The organism is Bradyrhizobium sp. MOS003, from assembly GCF_003020125.1.
Classification (GTDB): domain Bacteria; phylum Pseudomonadota; class Alphaproteobacteria; order Rhizobiales; family Xanthobacteraceae; genus Bradyrhizobium.
In genome coordinates this window covers 689,140-706,348 of sequence record NZ_PYFW01000002.1, presented here as the reverse complement: position 1 = coordinate 706,348, position 17,209 = coordinate 689,140, and the positions used below count along the sequence as shown (strand labels likewise).

14 protein-coding genes are annotated in these 17,209 nt (G+C 64.0%); 7 read left to right on the top strand and 7 right to left on the bottom strand.

The genetic code is table 11. From position 1 onward, the window contains the following. Positions 1–11: 11 nt before the first annotated feature. Together C7G42_RS13800 and C7G42_RS13795 are read right to left on the bottom strand one after the other, a co-directional pair. On the bottom strand, positions 12–854 hold the full coding sequence (locus C7G42_RS13800; protein WP_106949479.1) for a cysteine rich repeat-containing protein: 843 nt from the start codon (positions 852–854) through the stop codon (positions 12–14). Between the two features lie 157 nt (positions 855–1,011). Next, a complete protein-coding gene (locus C7G42_RS13795) occupies positions 1,012–2,013 on the bottom strand; it encodes an NADP-dependent oxidoreductase (RefSeq protein WP_106949478.1) in 1,002 nt (333 codons plus the stop codon). A 211-nt stretch (positions 2,014–2,224) separates the two neighbouring features. Between C7G42_RS13795 and C7G42_RS13790 the strand changes: the two genes are divergently transcribed. Further along, a complete protein-coding gene (locus tag C7G42_RS13790) occupies positions 2,225–3,523 on the top strand; it encodes a dicarboxylate/amino acid:cation symporter (RefSeq protein WP_106949477.1) in 1,299 nt (432 codons plus the stop codon). Between the two features lie 9 nt (positions 3,524–3,532). Next, positions 3,533–4,474: an amino acid ABC transporter substrate-binding protein gene (locus tag C7G42_RS13785; protein ID WP_106949476.1), complete on the top strand. Its 942-nt coding sequence runs from the start codon at positions 3,533–3,535 to the stop codon at positions 4,472–4,474. 98 nt (positions 4,475–4,572) lie between these two features. On the opposite strand, the gene C7G42_RS13780 is transcribed toward C7G42_RS13785, so the two are convergent. Beyond that, complete coding sequence (locus tag C7G42_RS13780; protein ID WP_106949475.1) at positions 4,573–5,376, bottom strand: ATP-grasp domain-containing protein; 804 nt, start codon at positions 5,374–5,376, stop codon at positions 4,573–4,575. Between the two features lie 383 nt (positions 5,377–5,759). Between C7G42_RS13780 and C7G42_RS13775 the strand changes: the two genes are divergently transcribed. The 3 genes from C7G42_RS13775 to C7G42_RS13765 all read left to right on the top strand — a co-directional run bounded on the left by C7G42_RS13775 (position 5,760) and on the right by C7G42_RS13765 (position 8,795). Continuing rightward, the gene (locus C7G42_RS13775) at positions 5,760–6,533 is read left to right on the top strand and encodes a ferredoxin--NADP reductase (RefSeq protein ID WP_106949474.1); all 774 of its coding nucleotides are present in this window, start codon (positions 5,760–5,762) and stop codon (positions 6,531–6,533) included. 205 nt (positions 6,534–6,738) lie between these two features. Further along, on the top strand, positions 6,739–8,451 hold the full coding sequence (locus C7G42_RS13770; protein ID WP_199580885.1) for an FMN-binding glutamate synthase family protein: 1,713 nt from the start codon (positions 6,739–6,741) through the stop codon (positions 8,449–8,451). A 104-nt stretch (positions 8,452–8,555) separates the two neighbouring features. Next, complete coding sequence (locus C7G42_RS13765) at positions 8,556–8,795, top strand: PilZ domain-containing protein (RefSeq protein ID WP_106949473.1); 240 nt, start codon at positions 8,556–8,558, stop codon at positions 8,793–8,795. 36 nt (positions 8,796–8,831) lie between these two features. On the opposite strand, the gene C7G42_RS13760 is transcribed toward C7G42_RS13765, so the two are convergent. Beyond that, a complete protein-coding gene (locus tag C7G42_RS13760) occupies positions 8,832–10,127 on the bottom strand; it encodes a hemolysin family protein (protein WP_106949472.1) in 1,296 nt (431 codons plus the stop codon). Between the two features lie 230 nt (positions 10,128–10,357). On the opposite strand from C7G42_RS13760, the gene C7G42_RS13755 reads away from it, so the two are divergent. Then, positions 10,358–12,433, top strand: a complete 2,076-nt coding sequence (locus C7G42_RS13755; protein WP_106949471.1) for a methyl-accepting chemotaxis protein — start codon at positions 10,358–10,360, stop codon at positions 12,431–12,433. Between the two features lie 9 nt (positions 12,434–12,442). Here C7G42_RS13755 and C7G42_RS13750 read toward each other — a convergent pair whose 3' ends face one another. The 3 genes from C7G42_RS13750 to C7G42_RS13740 form a co-directional block, all read right to left on the bottom strand. After that, on the bottom strand, positions 12,443–14,407 hold the full coding sequence (locus C7G42_RS13750; RefSeq protein ID WP_199580884.1) for a carbohydrate porin: 1,965 nt from the start codon (positions 14,405–14,407) through the stop codon (positions 12,443–12,445). Positions 14,408–14,805: 398 nt separating this feature from the next. Continuing rightward, positions 14,806–15,069, bottom strand: coding sequence for a hypothetical protein (locus C7G42_RS13745; protein WP_162308326.1), 264 nt, complete (start codon positions 15,067–15,069; stop codon positions 14,806–14,808). A 139-nt stretch (positions 15,070–15,208) separates the two neighbouring features. After that, complete coding sequence (locus C7G42_RS13740) at positions 15,209–16,015, bottom strand: creatininase family protein (protein ID WP_106949468.1); 807 nt, start codon at positions 16,013–16,015, stop codon at positions 15,209–15,211. A gap of 164 nt (positions 16,016–16,179) precedes the next feature. Here C7G42_RS13740 and C7G42_RS13735 point away from each other — a divergent pair, with 164 nt between their 5' ends. After that, positions 16,180–17,202, top strand: coding sequence for an ABC transporter substrate-binding protein (locus C7G42_RS13735; RefSeq protein WP_106949467.1), 1,023 nt, complete (start codon positions 16,180–16,182; stop codon positions 17,200–17,202). Positions 17,203–17,209: the final 7 nt, after the last annotated feature.

The window sequence follows — 17,209 nt, the reverse complement described above, 5'->3', positions numbered from 1 at the left end:
AACCTAGCGCCTTATCGTGCCGCGAACGGTGCCAGCACGTCTTTGCAAGCGGGTGACAGCGAGGCGGCGTTGCTGGCAACGCATTGTATGATACGGCCGCCACCTGGCGCCACGCTGCCGCACAGCGTTCGGATATCCTCACGACATGCGGACTGGACGATAAACAGCTCTTCGCGCGGTCGCAACGGGCGCAGGACGATCACGGTTGGCGCGGCCGCGGGTGCTGCTGCTGCGGGAGTTGCGCCCGCGGGCGCTGCCGTCGCAGGTGCACTGCCGCCGCCGGTTGCCGCACTGACGGCGCTCCCGCAGGCCGGCGACACCTTGGCCTTGTTCTTCTCCAGGCATTCCAGCGCAGGCGCGCCGCCCGGCGGCACGCTGGCGCAGACCTTGGGATAATCGCCCCGGCACGCGCTCTTGATTGCGGCAAGTTGCGCGCTGCTCGGCTGCTTGGGCGCAGCAGCCTTCGGCACCGGTGCGGCGGCCGGCTTCGCAGCGGGAGCCGATTCAGCCTTCGGTGCCGCGGGTGCAGGCGCCGGCTCAGCCTTGGGGGCGGCTTCGGTCTTCGCCGCGGGAGCGGCTTCGGTCTTCGGAGCCGCGGCGGGCTCGACCGCGCGAACCGCCGTCTGGCATCCCGGCGACAGGCTGGACATGTTCTTTTGCAGACATTGATACGCTTCCACGCCGCCGGGCTTTACGCTCGAGCAGCGCGCCATGAAGTCCGAGCGGCATGCGGACCGGATGGCGCTCCTCTGCGCATCGGTCGGTGCTTGCGCAAACGCCCCTGTTGCAGTTGCGAAGAATGCCGCCGCGAGCAACGCCTTGCGCGTTGAGACTCGTTTCAACGTGTTGAACATCTGAATGAATTCCTGCCCTGTCGATATCGCTCGATGCTTAATCAAAGTCGCGCAATCGCAATCGCTCGCGAGTGATGCCTGGCGAGCGATATCATTGGCCGCTTCAGCCGCTACCGCAAGTAGATTATGCCGGCGCCGATGCGACGCGCCGAAATCGTCAGAGCCTGACCATCCGCTTGCCCCGGTTCTCGCCCGCGAGCAATCCGATCAGTGCCTTCGGCGTGTTCTGGAGGCCGTCGATGATGTCCTCCTGCACCTTCAGTCTGCCGGATTTCACCCAGCCCTGCAGCTCGGCGAGCGCGCGCTGGCTGTCCTTCATATAGTCCATCACGATGAAGCCCTGCATGACGAGCCGCTTCACCACGATCAGACCCGGCACGCCGCGCGGTCCGTGTGCGGCAGGTACGCCGTCATATTGCGAGATCGCACCGCAGCAGGCGATGCGGCCGTAATTGTTCATCTGCGGCAGGCAGGCTTCGAGAATGTCGCCGCCGACATTGTCGAAATAGACGTCGATGCCTTTTGGCGCCGCCGCGCGCAGGGCCTTGAACACCCCGCCGTCCTTGTAGTCGACGGCGGCGTCGAAGCCGAGCTCGGAGGTCAGCCAACTGCACTTGTCCGCGCCGCCGGCGATGCCGACCACGCGGCAGCCTTTGATCTTGGCGATCTGCCCGACGATCGAGCCGACCGAGCCCGCGGCCGCGGAGACCACGACGGTCTCGCCCTCCCGGGGTTTGCCGATCTCCAGCAGACCGAAATAGGCGGTGAGGCCGGCGATGCCGAACACGCTGAGCAAATGTGTCATCGGCTCGAGCTTCGGCATTTTGGTGAGATGCTTTGCCGGCACCGCGGCAAACTCCTGCCAGCCGGTGTTACCGAACACGATGTCGCCCGCCGCAAACCCCTCGGCGTTCGAGCTGACGACCTCGGCAATGGCGCCTCCGGCCATCACGCTGTTCGCTTCGACGGCGGAGCGATAGGTCGCGCCGTGCATCCAGGCGCGGTTGGCGGCGTCGAGCGAAATGTATCGCACCCGCAACAGGACTTCGTCGTCCTTCGGCGCCGGCACTGTGCCTTCCACCATCTTGAAATGTTCGGGGCCAAGCTTGCCGCTGGGCTTCTCGACCAGCAAAATCTGGCGATTGACGTTGCCGCTCATGGCGTTCCCTTTTTGATTGTTTTGACGATTATTGAAGCAGCTGCCGCAAACAAAACGTGCAAGCCGCATGCGTTGTGCGCTGCGTGAAGGCTAGAGCGCGGCGTTCCATTTCACAACGGGAACATCCTGAAAACACGATCACACGCAAAGCGTGTTGCGTCGCTGTGACATCTGCGACATCATGAAGCGCCGGTGTACGTGGGGGTAAGCGATGTCGAACAGGTTTACGCAATACATTCTGGCGGCGATGGTGCTCGGCATCGTCATGGGGACGGCGATCTACAACTTCCTGCCGGACACCCGCGGCGAGTGGGCCTCTGCCATCAACCTGATCGCCATGATGTTCCTGCGCCTGATCAAGATGATCATCGCGCCGCTCGTGTTCGCAACCCTAGTCGGCGGCATCGCCCATATGGGCTCGGGCTCCAAGCTCGGCCGCATCTTCGCCAAGACCATGGGCTGGTTCATCAGCGCCTCCTTCATCTCGCTGCTGCTGGGCCTCATCATGGTCAATCTGCTGCAGCCCGGCGCGAACTTCCCCGGCACGCTGCCTGCGGCGGGCCAATCGACCGGCCTGCCGGTCTCGGCCTTCTCAATCGAGAAATTCCTGACCCATCTGATTCCGACCTCGATCGCGGACGCGATGGCGCAGAACGAGATCCTGCAGATCGTGATCTTCGCGGTGTTCTTCTCGGTGGCTATGGGCTCGATGCCCGAGCGCTCCAAGCCGATCCTGGCGATGATCGACGATATCGGCCACATCATGCTGAAGGTGACGAGCTACGTGATGCTGTTCGCGCCGCTCGCGGTGTGGGCCGCCATCACTGCGACGGTGGCCAAGAACGGCCTCGCCGTGCTCTGGAAGCTCGTCGTCTTCATGGGCGGCTTCTATCTCTCGCTGATGATCCTGTGGGCCATCCTGGTCATCGTCGGCTTCATCGTGATTGGGCCGCGCTACGGCCATCTCCTGAAGCTGGTCCGCGAGCCGCTGATGATCGCGTTCTCGACCGCGAGCTCGGAGGCGGCCTATCCGAAGACGCTGGAGGCGCTCAATCGCTTCGGTGCCTCGTCGCGGATCTCGAGCTTCGTGCTGCCGCTCGGCTATTCCTTCAACCTCGACGGCACGATGATGTACTGCACGTTCGCGGCAGTCTTCATCGCGCAAAGCTACCACATCGACATGCCGCTCGGCACCCAGCTCGCGATGCTGGCGACCCTGATGATCACCTCGAAGGGCGTCGCCGGCGTGCCGCGCGCCTCGCTCGTGGTGATCGCCTCGACGCTGGCGCAGTTCAACATCCCCGAGGCGGGTCTGTTGATGATCATGGGCATCGACACCTTCCTCGACATGGGCCGCAGCGCCACCAACGTGATCGGCAACACGCTGGCGACCTCGGTCGTGGCCAAATGGGAAGGCGAGCTCGGGCCGGAGCATGCCATGGGACCCGGCGACGCCGTGCCTGACGACATGATACCCGGTGAAGTGCCCGCGATGGCCGGCCATGGGTAGGAGCGAACCATGGGCCAGATATCGGCGAGGTCACTGACCTCAGGCGGCTTGCTCCTTGCGGCATCGTTGCTCGCGACCACCTTGGTCGCGACCTCGGCATTCGCGCAGACCGGCGGCGAAGGGCTCAGCCCGACGCTGGCGGCCGTCAAGAAAGCGCACGCCGTGCGGCTCGGCTATCGCGAGAGCTCGCCGCCGTTCTCCTTCCTCGACCAGTCGGGCCGTCCGATCGGCTACAGCCTCGAGCTCTGTGAGGCCATCGTCGAGGAGATCGGCGTCGAGGTCGATGATCTCAATTTGAAGATCGACTACGTCAAGGTCACCTCGGACGACCGCATCGACGCCGTGCTGGGGAACAAGATCGACCTGGAATGCGGCTCGACCACCGCGAATGCGGAGCGCGGCAAGCGCGTCGCGTTCTCGCCGCTGATGTTCGTCGCGGGCACCAAGCTGATGGTGCCGAAGGCATCCAGCGTTCAGTCGCTGACCGATCTGAAGGGCAAGACCATCGTGGTGACCAGGGGCACCACCAATGAGCAGGCGATCCAGGCGGCGGACAAGAAATTCTCGCTGGGCCTCAACATCGTCACCTCTCCCGACCACGAGCAGTCCTACCAGATGCTCGCCGACGGAAAGGCCGATGCGTTCGCGACCGACGACATCCTGCTCTCCGGCCTGATCGCGCGCCACAAGGCGCAGGACAAGTTTCGGGTCACCGGCGATTATTTGTCCTACGACCCCTACGGCATCATGTTTAGAAAGGGCGAGCCGCAGCTCGCGGCCGTGGTCGAGCGCGCCTTCCGCAAGCTCGGCTCCAACCGCGACCTCGTCCCGCTCTACAACAAATGGTTCACCGCACGGCTTCCGAGCGGCGAACGTCTGAACGTGCCGATCTCGCTACAGCTGGAAGAGGCGTTCAAGGCGATGGACGATTCAGCGAGCGCGAATAATTGAAGGGCGGACTCGCTGCACCCTCTCCCGCAGGGAGAGGGTGCTTCGCGCCACACCTTCCTCCCAACAAGGGGAGAAGGATTTGCACCAAGCACTTGGCTTCAGCCTTTTCCAAACACCCGGTCCAGCGCCGCGTCATACGCCGCCTGCACCAGCTCCGGATGAAGCTTCCCCAGCGCCTCCATCATCACGCCGGAATTGATCTCGAGCACGCGCCACCCGCCATCCACGCGCACCACGTCGATCGACGCAAAGGCGATGCCAATGGCGCGCGCGGCATCGGCCGCGAGCTTGACGCAGGCCGTTCGAACCTCGCCGTTCTCCAGCAACACCGGCTTTGCGCCGGCATCGAGATTGTGTCGCCAATCCGTGCCGCGCTGCTTGCCGTAGGCGACGAGGGGCCGCTCATCGAGCAGCACCACGCGCACTTCGTCCTCGATCGCGACATAGGGCGAGATCACGAGCCCGGTGCTCATCGAAAACACCTCGCCAGCCGCGTGGTCGAGCTCCGTCTCCGTCGTCACCTTGAACACCGAGCGCCCCGACGTTCCCTCGTTCGGCTTCACCACCACGCCTTGCGGATGGTCGTGAAGCAGCTTGAGCATCGCCTGACGCCAGCCGGCGCCAACGACCTTCTCGCCCAGCTTCGGGTTGAGGAAGAGATGATGCGGAACGCAGGGCACGCTCGTGAGCGCCAGCGCCTCTGATGTCGCCGATTTGTCGTTGGCGAGGCGGTGGGCGATGGCGCTGTTGAGGCCGATGTCGTAGCCGAAGGCGAAGCGCTGCTCGTCGCCGCGGCGCATCGCGATCAGCCAGCCATCGGCGCGGATATCGACCGCGATGCCATGCTCCGCGCCATAGCGCCTGATCGCCTGGACGAAGATTCGCTCGCCGCTTGCCGCCATGTGCTTCTGTCGTGTTTCAGGCGTTCCTGGCGCCAGAAGCCGCAAAAATGCGGAAACGGCGCCAAAAGGAGATGAAAGTCAGAGCTATTCTTAATGAAATTCTCGCGAGCGCGAGGGAAATTAAGTGCTGCATTCGACCGCTGCAGGGAAAAGAAATTGCCCGCCCCACGCGCTCGGCAGCAGATTCATTAACAATATGATCAATTCCGCCGCAAATGCCGGTTTGACCGGCATCAATTGCCTCGGGGCCGAGGTTGATTATTGGTCTCAATGGCGTAGATCACACACGCGAAATCCTCCGCCATGGCAATGGTGTCCGCCCCGTTTCAGGGCCGGGTAACGCTTTTGCCCTAAAACCGCAATTATTCGGAATATCGAAAATCATGAGCGCGTTTTACCGAGAGAAGGTTCTTTCCGTCCAGCACTGGACCGACACGCTGTTCAGCTTCCGCGCCACGCGCGATTCCGGCTTCCGTTTCCAGAACGGCCAGTTCGCGATGATCGGCCTCGAGATCGACGGCCGTCCGCTGCTGCGCGCCTACAGCATGGCGAGCGCCAACCACGAGGAAGAGCTCGAGTTCTTCTCGATCAAGGTGCAGGACGGCCCGCTGACCTCGCGCCTGCAGAAGATCAAGGAAGGCGACACCATCCTGGTCGGCCGCAAGGCGACCGGCACGCTGATCACCGACAATCTGCTTCCCGGCAAGCGGCTGATGCTGCTCTCGACCGGGACAGGCCTCGCGCCGTTCGCGAGCCTGATCAAGGACCCCGAGGTCTACGACCAATTCGAGTCCATCGTGCTGGTGCACGGCTGCCGCCAGGTCTCCGAGCTCGCCTATGGCGAGAAGCTGGTCGCTTCCCTGCGCGAGGACGAACTGTTCGGCGAGCTGCTTGCCGACAAGCTGATCTACTACCCGACCGTGACCCGCGAGCCGTTCAAAAATCGCGGCCGCATCACCGACCTCATCAGCTCCGAGCAGATCTTCAACGACATCGGGCAATCTCCCCTCGACATCGCCACCGACCGCATCATGATGTGCGGCAGCCCCGGCATGCTGGAAGAGCTGAAGGTGATGTTCGAAGGCCGCGACTTCATCGAAGGCAGCGGCAACAAGCCCGGCCATTTCGTGATCGAGAAGGCGTTCGTCGAGCGGTAAAGCTCCAGCCACGCTCTCGTGCCCCGGACGCAGTGCAGCGCCCCCAATGCAGGCTGCTCAATTCGGCCGCCTCTGCTGCACTGCAAACGCCTATCCTCTCGGCTGATTGATTTATCCCGGCCGAATTCGCTAGCCTGAAACAAGGGCCGCGTCATATCCGTATGACAGGCAAGGGCGTATCGTACCGCCTCATGCTGGCGAGAGGATGGGAATCGTGGCCGACGACACCAAGACGCAGGACTCCACCCAACACGCGTCCCACAAGCGCCTGCCGTTGGCGGAGGAGGGGATCATGGAAACCCTGCTGCTGCCATTCTCGCCGCGCTTCATCGTGCTGACGATCTGCGCGGTCGTTACCGCGCTCCTGATCGGCATCGGCATCGCCGACCGCAAGATCTTCGACATTCTGCTGGTGCCGATCCTGATCTTCGGCGCGCTGACGCTGCTCGGCGTCCGCGATCTCTTGCAGAAGAGCCACGCGGTGCTGCGCAACTATCCGATTTCGGCGCATATTCGCTTCCTGCTCGAAGAGATCCGCCCGGAGATGCGGCAGTATTTCTTCGAGAGCGAGAAGGACGGCATGCCGTTCTCGCGCGACACGCGCGCGGTGGTCTACCAGCGCGCCAAGATGGAGCTGGACAAGCGCCCGTTCGGCACCCAGGAGGACGTCTACCGCGAGGGCTATGAGTGGATGCATCACTCGGTCTCGCCGAAGAAGCACGCCGAGGAGAAGTTCCGCATCAGCATTGGCGGGCCCGACTGCAAGCAGCCCTATTCGGCCTCGGTGTTCAACATTTCCGCGATGAGCTTTGGCGCGCTCAGCCCCAACGCCGTGCGTGCGCTCAATGCCGGTGCGAAGAAGGGCGGCTTCGCGCACGACACCGGCGAGGGCGGCGTCAGCCCCTATCACCGCGAGATGGGCGGCGACATCATCTGGGAAATCGGCTCCGGTTATTTCGGCTGCCGTCATCTCGACGGCAGTTTCGATCCCGAGGCGTTCGCGCGCGTCGCCGGCGACGACCAGATCAAGATGGTCGAGCTCAAGGTCAGCCAGGGCGCCAAGCCCGGCCACGGCGGCGTGCTGCCGGCGGCAAAGGTCTCGGAGGAGATCTCAAAAATCCGCGGCGTCGCGATGGGCGAGGACTGTATCTCGCCGGCCTCGCACCGCGCATTTTCGACCCCAGTCGGCATGATGCAGTTCATCGCCGAGATGCGACGCCTGTCCGGCGGCAAGCCGGCCGGCTTCAAGCTGTGCATCGGCCATCCCTGGGAATTCCTGGCGATCTGCAAGGCGATGCTCCAGACCGGGATCTATCCCGATTTCATCGTGGTCGACGGCAACGAAGGCGGCACCGGTGCGGCGCCGCTGGAATTCATGGATCATCTGGGCATGCCGATGCGCGAGGGCGTCAATTTCGTCCACAACGCGCTGATCGGCATCAATGCGCGCGACCGCATCAGGATCGGTGCGTCCGGCAAGATCGCCACCGCCTTCGACATGGCGCGCGCCATGGCGATCGGTGCCGATTATTGCAACTCGGCGCGCGGCTTCATGTTCTCGCTCGGCTGCATCCAGTCGCTGAGCTGCCACACCGACCGCTGCCCGACCGGGGTGGCGACGCAGGACCCGACGCGTGCGCGTGCGCTTTACGTGCCGCTCAAGATCGACCGCGTGCACAATTATCACCACGCGACGCTGCATTCGCTGACCGAGCTGATCGCCGCGGCGGGCCTCGAGCATCCGCAGCAGCTGCGCCCGCTTCACTTCAGCCAACGGACGTCCACGACGCAGGTCCAATCCTTCTCGCGGCTCTATCCGGAGCTGCGTCCCGGTGAACTGCTCGAAGGCACCGAAGACCCGCGCTTCCGCGAGGCCTGGCGGATGGCGCAGACCGACACGTTCCAGCCGGCCTTGTAAGGGCCGTCTACCGCATGATACCGCCGCGCTTTGCGGTGGCACAAAATCATCGTGAATGCACCGTGTCTTAATGTCTGTGTCAGCTTTGGGTGTAGATTGTCCCCATGGACGAGCGACGCGACAAAGCCAGACACCGTGTGCTGAAGGCCGGAACGATCGAGTTCGGCGGCGGCGCGATCGACTGCACCGTCCGCAATTTCTCGGACACCGGCGCGGCGCTCGACGTCACCAGCCCTGTCGGAATTCCCGAACGCTTCACCCTGTTCATCCCGGCCGACGGAACGCATCTCGCCTGCACCGTGGTCTGGCGCAAGGAGAAGCGGATCGGCGTGAAGTTCGGGTGAGGATGGAGTTGGCGCTCGCACAAGCGCGCGCTCGAACTATCCCGTCTCGACCTCAGTCAACCGGCTCGCCAGAATCTTGTCGATCCGCCGCCCGTCGAGATCGACCACCTCGATGTGCCAGCCGCCGAAGTCGAAGGCGTCGCCGGTGTCGGGCAGCGCGTTGAACTGCTGCAGCACCAGGCCCGCCACCGTGTTGTAGCGGTGCGGCGGCAGTTGGACACCGAGCAATTCGCCGAATTCGTCGACCGGCATCCAGCCGGCGATCAGGAGCGAATCGTCGGCACGCCTGACGAAGGCCGGCTCCGGCGGTCCCTCCTCCGAATGGAAGGCGCCGACGATCGATTCGAGGATGTCGGCGGCCGTCACCATGCCTTCAAAGCCGCCATATTCGTCGTAGACGAAACCGACGTGAACCGGCGCGGCCCTCAGGATGGTCACCACGTCGCGCGCGTCTGCCGACGCCGGGATGCCGGGCGCCTCGCGCACCAGCGCGCGCAGATCCGGCGTCCGTTCGCTCATATAGGCGACCAGCAGGTCCTTGGCCTGGAGCACGCCGATCGGCTTGTCGCGGTCGCCGTCGGAGACGGGAAAGCGCGAATGCGGGCTCTTGGCGATGATCTCCTGGATGGCGGCGGGATCGTCGTTGAGGTCGATCTCGTCGACCTCCGTGCGCGGCGTCATCACCGCGCCGACCGGCCGGTCGCCGAGCCGCATCACGCCGGCGATCATCTCCTTCTCCCCGGGTTCGAGCACGCCTGCGCTCTCGGCCTCGTTGACGAGGTGATGGATCTCGTCCTCCGAGACCTTCTCCTCGGCCTTGCCGCCGCGGCCGAGCATCGAGAGGATCAGCTTGCCCGAAAGATCGAGCAGAAAGACCAGCGGCAGCGAGACCTTCGAAAGCACGTGCATGGCGGGCGCGACCCTGACCGCGATGCTTTCGGGATCGCGCAGCGCCACCTGTTTCGGCACCAGCTCACCGACGATCAGGGTGGCGTAGGTGATGAGCGTGACGACGATGCCGACGCCGACGATGTCGGCAATGCCCGCGGACAGGCCAAGCTCGAGCAGCCATTGCGTCAGCCTCTGCCCGAGCGTCGCGCCGGAGAACGCGCCGGAGAGCACGCCGACCAGCGTAATGCCGATCTGCACCGTCGAGAGGAATTTGCCGGGATCGGCGGCCAGCGTCAGCGCCCGCTCGGCGCCGCGCACGCCCTTCGCGGCGAGCATCGACAGCCGCGCCGGGCGGGACGAGACCACGGCCAGCTCCGACATGGACAAGAGGCCGTTGATGACGATCAGGACAACGACGATGACGAGTTCGACCGAGAGCATTGACGTTCCGAGGTATGGGAGTGCGGCGGGATGGACGCCGTATCCTTTGATATAGGTATTCCGGGCGCAAATGCCGCCAATTTTGCCCACATTGGCGTCCCCGGCAACAGCACGACGATCACGGGCCGACCGCCTGCGCCCCGTGGAACTACGGGATGTCCGTTGTTTAACGGGCTCTTAGTGGCCGGCGGCTAGTTTTCGACATTGCAGAAATATATTGGAGACCCAAGATGCGGATCGGGAAACTTTTCGCGCTGTCGATGCTGACGGTGACGGTTTTCGCAGTCATCCTTGGCGCCGAGGTGCTGATACCCCAGACCCGCATCTTCACGAACCGCTCCGACGCGATCAAGACCGTCGATGCCTTTGGCGCCATGCTGACCGTCAGCCAGCACGTCGCCGGGCTTCGTGCGCCCTATATCTCTCCGATCTTCCAGGAGGGCGTCGCGACGCAGGCCCAGAGCGAAGCTGCGGGGAAGGCTGCGAAAGCGGCCGATGCCGGCTTCGAGGCCGCCCGGCGCGCCATCATGGCGCTCGATGACAGCGCAGCGATGGTCGAAACCCTGGATCGTGCCGCCGGGCGGCTCAAGGAGCTCTATACGACGGCAGATCGCGCGATGAGCGTGCCCTTGGCGGCGCGCGACAGCGCCGTGGTCAAGGGCTTCCTGCCCGGTGTCGCCGAGGTCATCGGCAAGATCGAGCCCATCATGAACCGGCTCGAAGGACACGTCGTGAATGCCGATTCCTCGCTCGCGGCGTTTCTGGGCCTGGCGCGAACGGCGCAGGATCTCCGCGTCTCGGCCGGCAGCCGCGCCGCCACGCTGTCGCCGGCGCTGTCGGCCCGCCGTCCTCTGGTGGCGGCCGAATTCTCGCTCATGGATCGCATGCAGGGACGTGTGGACGCCGACCGCCAGCGTATCGAAGCCGGCATGGAGATGCTCGGCAATCCGCCCCGGATTGCCACCGCGCTGAAGGCGGCGACGGAGTCCTATTTTGGCAAAGCAGCGCTGGTCGTCGAAAAGGAGATGCCCGCAGCGAGGGGTGACGGCAAGTACGGCGTCGACGCCGACGAGCTGGCGAAGGTCATCGTGCCGGCCATCCAGATGTTCTACGGCGTGCGCGATGCCGCATTGGCCGAAGCGGCCGACCGTGCCTCGGCCGCGCGCGATGGTGCACTGGCGATGCTCGCGCTCGCAGGCGTGGTGGTGCTGGCGCTGCTCGGGACGCTCGGTGGCGTGACCCTGATGCTGCGCAGGCGCGTCGTGGCACCGCTCGGCCGGATCGCGGACGTGATCGGAACGCTCGCCGCCGGACAGCACGAGGTCGAGATCCCCGCGACGGGCCGCAATGACGAGATCGGCCAGGTGGCGGGCTCGCTGCAGCACTTCAAGGACTCGCTGCTCGCCAAGAAGGCTGCCGACGAGGCAGCCGCGGTCGAAGCCGACGCGAAGCTCCGGCGCAGCCAGCGCATGGACCAGATTGCGCGCGAGTTCGAAGCCATGATCGGCGACGTGATCAACACGGTATCGTCGGCTTCCTCGGAGCTGGAGGTGTCCGCGGGAACGCTGACGAGCACGGCCGATCAATCGGAGAAGGTCACCGCAACCGTCGCGGCAGCGTCCGAACAGGCCTCTACCAACGTCCAGACCGTTGCTTCCGCGGCCGAGGAGATGGCCTCGTCGGTCGACGAGATCAGCCGGCAGGTGCAGGACTCCGCACGCATCGCCGGCGAGGCGGTGCAACAGGCCGGGCGGACCAACGACCATGTCGGGGAGCTCGCCAAGGCCGCGGGGCGGATCGGCGACGTCGTCGAGCTCATCAGCCAGATCGCAGGCCAGACCAATCTTCTGGCTCTCAACGCCACGATCGAGGCCGCGCGCGCCGGTGAAGCCGGGCGCGGCTTCGCGGTGGTCGCCTCCGAGGTCAAGGCGCTGGCCGAGCAGACCGCCAAGGCCACCGGCGAAATCAGCCAGCAGATCACGGGCATTCAGACAGCGACGGAAGAGTCCGTCGGCGCCATCAAGGCGATCGGCGACACTATTACCCGGATGTCCGAGATCGCGTCCGCGATCGCCTCGGCGGTCGAGGAACAGGGCGCAGCGACGCGGGAGATTTCCCGCAACGTGCAGCAGGCGGCACGCGGCACCCAGCAGGTCTCCGCCAGCATCGTCGACGTGCAGCGCGGCGCGAGTCAGACCGGATCGGCCTCCTCCAACGTGCTCGCCTCGGCCAGATCACTGTCCGGCGAGAGCAGCCGCCTCAAGGTCGAGGTCGGCAAGTTCCTGGACGCGATCCGGGCGGCGTAGGGGGCTCGCTCAGAACTCGCCGTGCAGACGCCCTGAAAACACCGACACCGGTCCGCGGTCGGCGTTGTAGGCGGGGTTGACGATGAGCTGGTAGTCGGCGGTGAAGGTGAGTGCCTTGTTCAGCGCATAGGCGTAGTAGGTCTCCAGCACGCGCTCGCGGCGGTAGTTGAGCTGGCCGTCGCCGATCAGGGGACCGAGTCCGCCGGCTGCGATGAAGTCGCGATGGTCCTGCGACAGCGCGTTGACGGCACCGGCGATGGCGACGACATCGTCGGGCCGACCCCATTTTGCTCCCTTGACGGAGACGCCGCCGGACAGACTGCGATCGATGTCGGTGAATGCCATGATCTCGGTCCGGCCGTTGTTCCAGCTCCAGCGGCCGAACACGCCGATATCGTCGGTGATGGCTTGTTCGAGGTTGAGGGCGTAGCCGTATTTGATCCGGCCGCGGCGGGTCTGGCTGATGTCCACGCCGAAGGCGGGATTGTCCAGCGTCTCGCGATAGCTGCCGGAATAGGCGCTGTTGAGGAAGCCGAGCGTGCGCAGCTTGCCGGGCTGGCCCAACAGCGAATAGCGCGTCTCGAGCTCCACGACATATTCGCCGCGCCGGCCGACGTTCATGTCGAAATTGCTCGAGTTGGAAACGGCATCCATCAGGAAGTAGCCGCCGCGTATCGCCCATTGCTTCTGGTTCAATTCGGCGGTGGCGCCGTAGCCGAGGCCGAGCTTGTCGGCGGCATAGTCGAAGGCACCGGACGCCCAGATCGACCAGTTCATGAAATCCTTGCGCGGATCGTGCGCGTAGGAATTGCCGTCGAACACGTCGACCACGGAGAATTTTCCGACCTGCAAGGTCAGGCGCGAGACGTCAACCTTGTTCGCGAGCTGAAGCTGGCCGGAGGCCAACTCTTCCTGCTCGCCGCCGAAGCCGAAGGTGTGGCGTACGAACAGCCGGGAGGCATTGAAATGCGGATAGGGGAAGCCGGACTTCTGCGCTTCGCCGTTGGGAAAGCCTGCTGCGCCCGTCGTATTGTTGAAGCCGAAACCCTGCAGCAGCTCGGGATTGAAATAGACCTCGCCGCCGTCCCACAGCCGCGCGTTGAGATAGAGCGAATTGCTCCAGGTCTGCTGAAAATCGGGCGAGGGTAGCAGGCTATTCGGTCCGGTATAGGGCGCGCGGAAGGCGGGATAGCCCTGTCCCAGCGCGGTCGACTGGCCGTGAATCTCCCAGCGGCTCGACTCGGTATCGGTGACGTCAGACTTCGGATTGTAGGTCGGCAGGCCCGGCCAATCGATCTTGCGATTGAGGCCGATCCGCAGGCTGTGAAAATCCATCGACGATGAATATTGCCCGCCGGAGGGAAAGGTGACGCTGGCGTTCTCGAACTTGCTGTAGAGATATTCGAGCCGCGTGGTCCAATGCGGCGCGAAGGCGTATTCGACGCCGCCGCCAGCGGTCCACCCGAACCGGGTGTGCAGCACCTTCTCTTCAACGCCGCCCGTCGGCGTCGACAAAAAGCGCTCGCCGGCGAAGGCCGCGCCGCCGGTGGCATAGAGCAGCCAGTTGCCGGTGGCGTAACCGAGCCGCGCGCGCAAGCTCGCGACATAGTCCCAGCGTTCTTCCGCGCCCGACAACGCGGTCGCCGCCGATGATACGACGTGGTTGGAAGGCATATAGTTCGGAAACGAGATGTCGCCTTCGACGCCGAGCAGCAGGCCCGAATTGAGGCGCCAATTGTAGCCGGCCTGGACGCCGCCGGTCGCGCCGGTGAAGACGTTGTCGTCGGTTGCGAGCGTGGGATCGGTCAACGTCGCCGAAGAAGTGCCGCGGGTGACACCGACATGCCCGCCGATATAGAGGCCGGTCCAGTCATAGACCGCTTTCAGCGCCGGTGCCTTCAGCGGCAGATCGGCCGCGCGGCCTGCGGCGGGAAAAGCCAGCACACCCGAGGCAATCGCCGCAGCCGTCCGCAAGTGCTGGTAACGGTGACCTCTCAACGTCAAAACGCACGCCCCCAAAACACGAATGTATCCATCCGCCGCGATATCCCTGCCGATTCGCGGTGGTCCTGTCATCAGGTCTTGGTGGCTCGCGTCATCAATCGATATGACCCCGATTCGACGCGATATCGTCCCAAGTTCCTGAACCCGTTGCGGACTTTATTGCGATTAATTCGCAATAGCAACTGGTGCAGTTTATTGCACAGGATGGTTCGCACCTCTGTGTGACGGGACGGCAACAAATTCTCGCGGCCCAAAGGAATGACCCCGCCCGGGGGGACAGCCGGGCGGGGTCGGGGGCACGACACGGGGTGGATGAGGCGCCCGTGTCGGACGCAGGATCCACGTAAGATAGGCCTCAGGTACTCAGATCAGTAGCAAGTACGAACGCGGCCGATGTACTGGCCGAAAGCGTTGTACTGGGCGACCCAGCCGCAGCGGTGATAGCCGTGGTAATAGGGATCGTTGTTGGCGGCGATCGCGGAGCCGACGACGGCGGCGGTGGCGATGCCGGCACCGACACCCCAGACCCAACCGGGCGGCTTGGCCTCGGCCGAGGAGGTGGTGGACACGATGCTGCCGGTGACGGCGAGGGTCGCGAGCGCGAGAGCGGCAATCTTGGTCTTGATCGACATGTGCAACTCCATCCGGGTTGAGGCGGTCCGTTGTGGCCCGCGTGCCCAGTTTGACGGAGGCGCCTCGCGTCCGGTTCGAATGCGGCAAATCCGCTCCCGGAGCGAGGAGTTTTCGCAAGTGTTTCCAGGAGGATAAAGGCTAGCCGAGAGGCCCCTTGGCGAGCCTGTTCACGTCGAAGTTATCGACTTCGCCCAGCAGCTCGCAAAAAGCACGGGCGCCCTGATCGATGAGCTGCTCGCCCTTCGCCGCCACGGCCAATGTCGCATTGCCGACGGCGCCGCTGGGGTTGAGATCCTGCGCCTGCCAGGCAAACGGCGCGGGCCGCTGCGTCGACAGCCAGCGATATTGCCGTTCCAGCGCGACGCTGCTCGCGGGAAAATCCGCGATCGCATCCTTGCGCACCTGCTCGGGATAGCGCGCCAGCATGATCGAGGTCTCGACCGCGCCGCCATGAATGCCGTGGCGCACTTCGTCGGCCGGGAACAGTTTGTCGGCGCCTGACAGCCGCGACCACGACGTCGTCACCACGAACAGTTTTTGATGCGCGCGCAGATCCTGCGCGATCAGCATCATGGCCGCGCTGTTGCCACCATGGCTGGTGATGATGACGAGCTTCTTTACGCCGCGACGCGCGACCTCCTCGCCGATCCCGGTCCATCGCTTCAAGGCGGTTTCAGTCGCCAGAGTCTGCGTGCCCGGATAGTCGATATGCTCGGTGGAAATCCCGACCGGTTCAACGGGGAGGAAACTGGCCGGAACACTCAGAGGCAACAGCTCGCGGACACGTGCGAGATAGACGTCCGCGATCAGCACGTCGGTCTCAAACGGCAGATGCGGGCCGTGCTGCTCGGTTGCCGCCAGCGGCAGCACCGCGATCCAGCGCGACGTGTCCGCGGGGGGCGCATCGGCCCAGCGGATTTCGGTCCAGTCGCGGGATGGCATCATTGAGGAGTCTTTGGAGGTTTCATTGCCCGAATTTGTCACGTAATTTGGGGTATCAGGGGATGCGGGCCCGGCCGGCTCGCGTCCCCTGATGTCATGCGGTTTTATCGCGTTGCGTTCACATGAGCCAGACGCGATTGGCCGGAAGCGATCGACGGAGTGCCATTATGACCCCCTTCCATCTGCGGCGAGCGCTCATTGCAGGCTTGATGTCGGCTTTCGTCTGTGGCGTCGAGGCGCGCGCCGAGACGCTGGACAAGGTGACCTTCGGCACCAATTGGGTCGCCGAGGCCGAGCATGGCGGCTTCTTCCAGGCGGTCGCCGACGGCACCTACAAGAAATACGGCCTCGACGTCACCATCGTCCCCGGCGGCCCCAACGAGAACAACCGGATGCTGCTGATTGCCGGCAAGATCGATTTCTTCATGGCCGCGAACACGCTGATGTCGTTCGACGCAATTGCCAACAACGTTCCCGTCGTGACCATCGCCGCGATCTTCCAGAAGGATCCGCAGGTGATGCTGACGCAGCCGGATGCCAAGGTCGGCAAGATCGAGGATCTCAAGCCGCTGACGCTGTTCGTTTCCAAGGAAGGCATGGGCAGCTATTTCCAGTGGCTGAAGTCCGAATACGGCTTCAACGAGAAAAACGTTCGTCCCTACAATTTCAATCCGCAACCCTTCATCGCCAACCCCAAGAGCGCAATGCAGGGCTACGTCACCTCCGAGCCCTTCGCGGTCGAGAAGGCCGCCGGCTTCAAGCCCAATGTGCTGCTGCTGGCCGATTACGGGTTCAACACCTATTCGACCCTGATAGAGGCTCGCCGCGACACCGTCGAGAAGAAGCCGGATATGGTGCAGCGTTTCGTCGATGCCTCCATGATCGGCTGGTACAACTATATCTACGGCGACAATTCCGCCGGCAATGCCATGATCAAGCAGCTCAATCCGGAGATGACCGACGATCTGCTGAAATACTCCGTCGCGAAGATGAAGGAATACGGGATCGTCGATTCCGGCGACTCCTTGAAGAACGGCATCGGCGCGATGAGCGACGAGCGCTACACCTCCTTCTTCAACAAGATGGTGAAGGCCGGCGTCGTGAAGGGCGATCTCGACTTCCGCAAATCCTACACGCTGCGCTTCGTCAACAAGGGCGTCGGCGTCGAGCTGCGCCCGAACAAGCCGTAGCGCAAGG

Excerpts from the sequence above, each read along its gene's own strand:
- C7G42_RS13800 (WP_106949479.1), bottom strand. The coding sequence starts at position 854 with ATGTTCAACACGTTGAAACGAGTCTCAACGCGCAAGGCGTTGCTCGCG.
- C7G42_RS13795 (WP_106949478.1), bottom strand. The coding sequence starts at position 2,013 with ATGAGCGGCAACGTCAATCGCCAGATTTTGCTGGTCGAGAAGCCCAGC.
- C7G42_RS13790 (WP_106949477.1), top strand. The coding sequence starts at position 2,225 with ATGTCGAACAGGTTTACGCAATACATTCTGGCGGCGATGGTGCTCGGC.
- C7G42_RS13785 (WP_106949476.1), top strand. The coding sequence starts at position 3,533 with ATGGGCCAGATATCGGCGAGGTCACTGACCTCAGGCGGCTTGCTCCTT.
- C7G42_RS13780 (WP_106949475.1), bottom strand. The coding sequence starts at position 5,376 with ATGGCGGCAAGCGGCGAGCGAATCTTCGTCCAGGCGATCAGGCGCTAT.
- C7G42_RS13775 (WP_106949474.1), top strand. The coding sequence starts at position 5,760 with ATGAGCGCGTTTTACCGAGAGAAGGTTCTTTCCGTCCAGCACTGGACC.
- C7G42_RS13770 (WP_199580885.1), top strand. The coding sequence starts at position 6,739 with ATGGGAATCGTGGCCGACGACACCAAGACGCAGGACTCCACCCAACAC.
- C7G42_RS13765 (WP_106949473.1), top strand. The coding sequence starts at position 8,556 with ATGGACGAGCGACGCGACAAAGCCAGACACCGTGTGCTGAAGGCCGGA.
- C7G42_RS13760 (WP_106949472.1), bottom strand. The coding sequence starts at position 10,127 with ATGCTCTCGGTCGAACTCGTCATCGTCGTTGTCCTGATCGTCATCAAC.
- C7G42_RS13755 (WP_106949471.1), top strand. The coding sequence starts at position 10,358 with ATGCGGATCGGGAAACTTTTCGCGCTGTCGATGCTGACGGTGACGGTT.
- C7G42_RS13745 (WP_162308326.1), bottom strand. The coding sequence starts at position 15,069 with ATGTCGATCAAGACCAAGATTGCCGCTCTCGCGCTCGCGACCCTCGCC.
- C7G42_RS13740 (WP_106949468.1), bottom strand. The coding sequence starts at position 16,015 with ATGATGCCATCCCGCGACTGGACCGAAATCCGCTGGGCCGATGCGCCC.
- C7G42_RS13735 (WP_106949467.1), top strand. The coding sequence starts at position 16,180 with ATGACCCCCTTCCATCTGCGGCGAGCGCTCATTGCAGGCTTGATGTCG.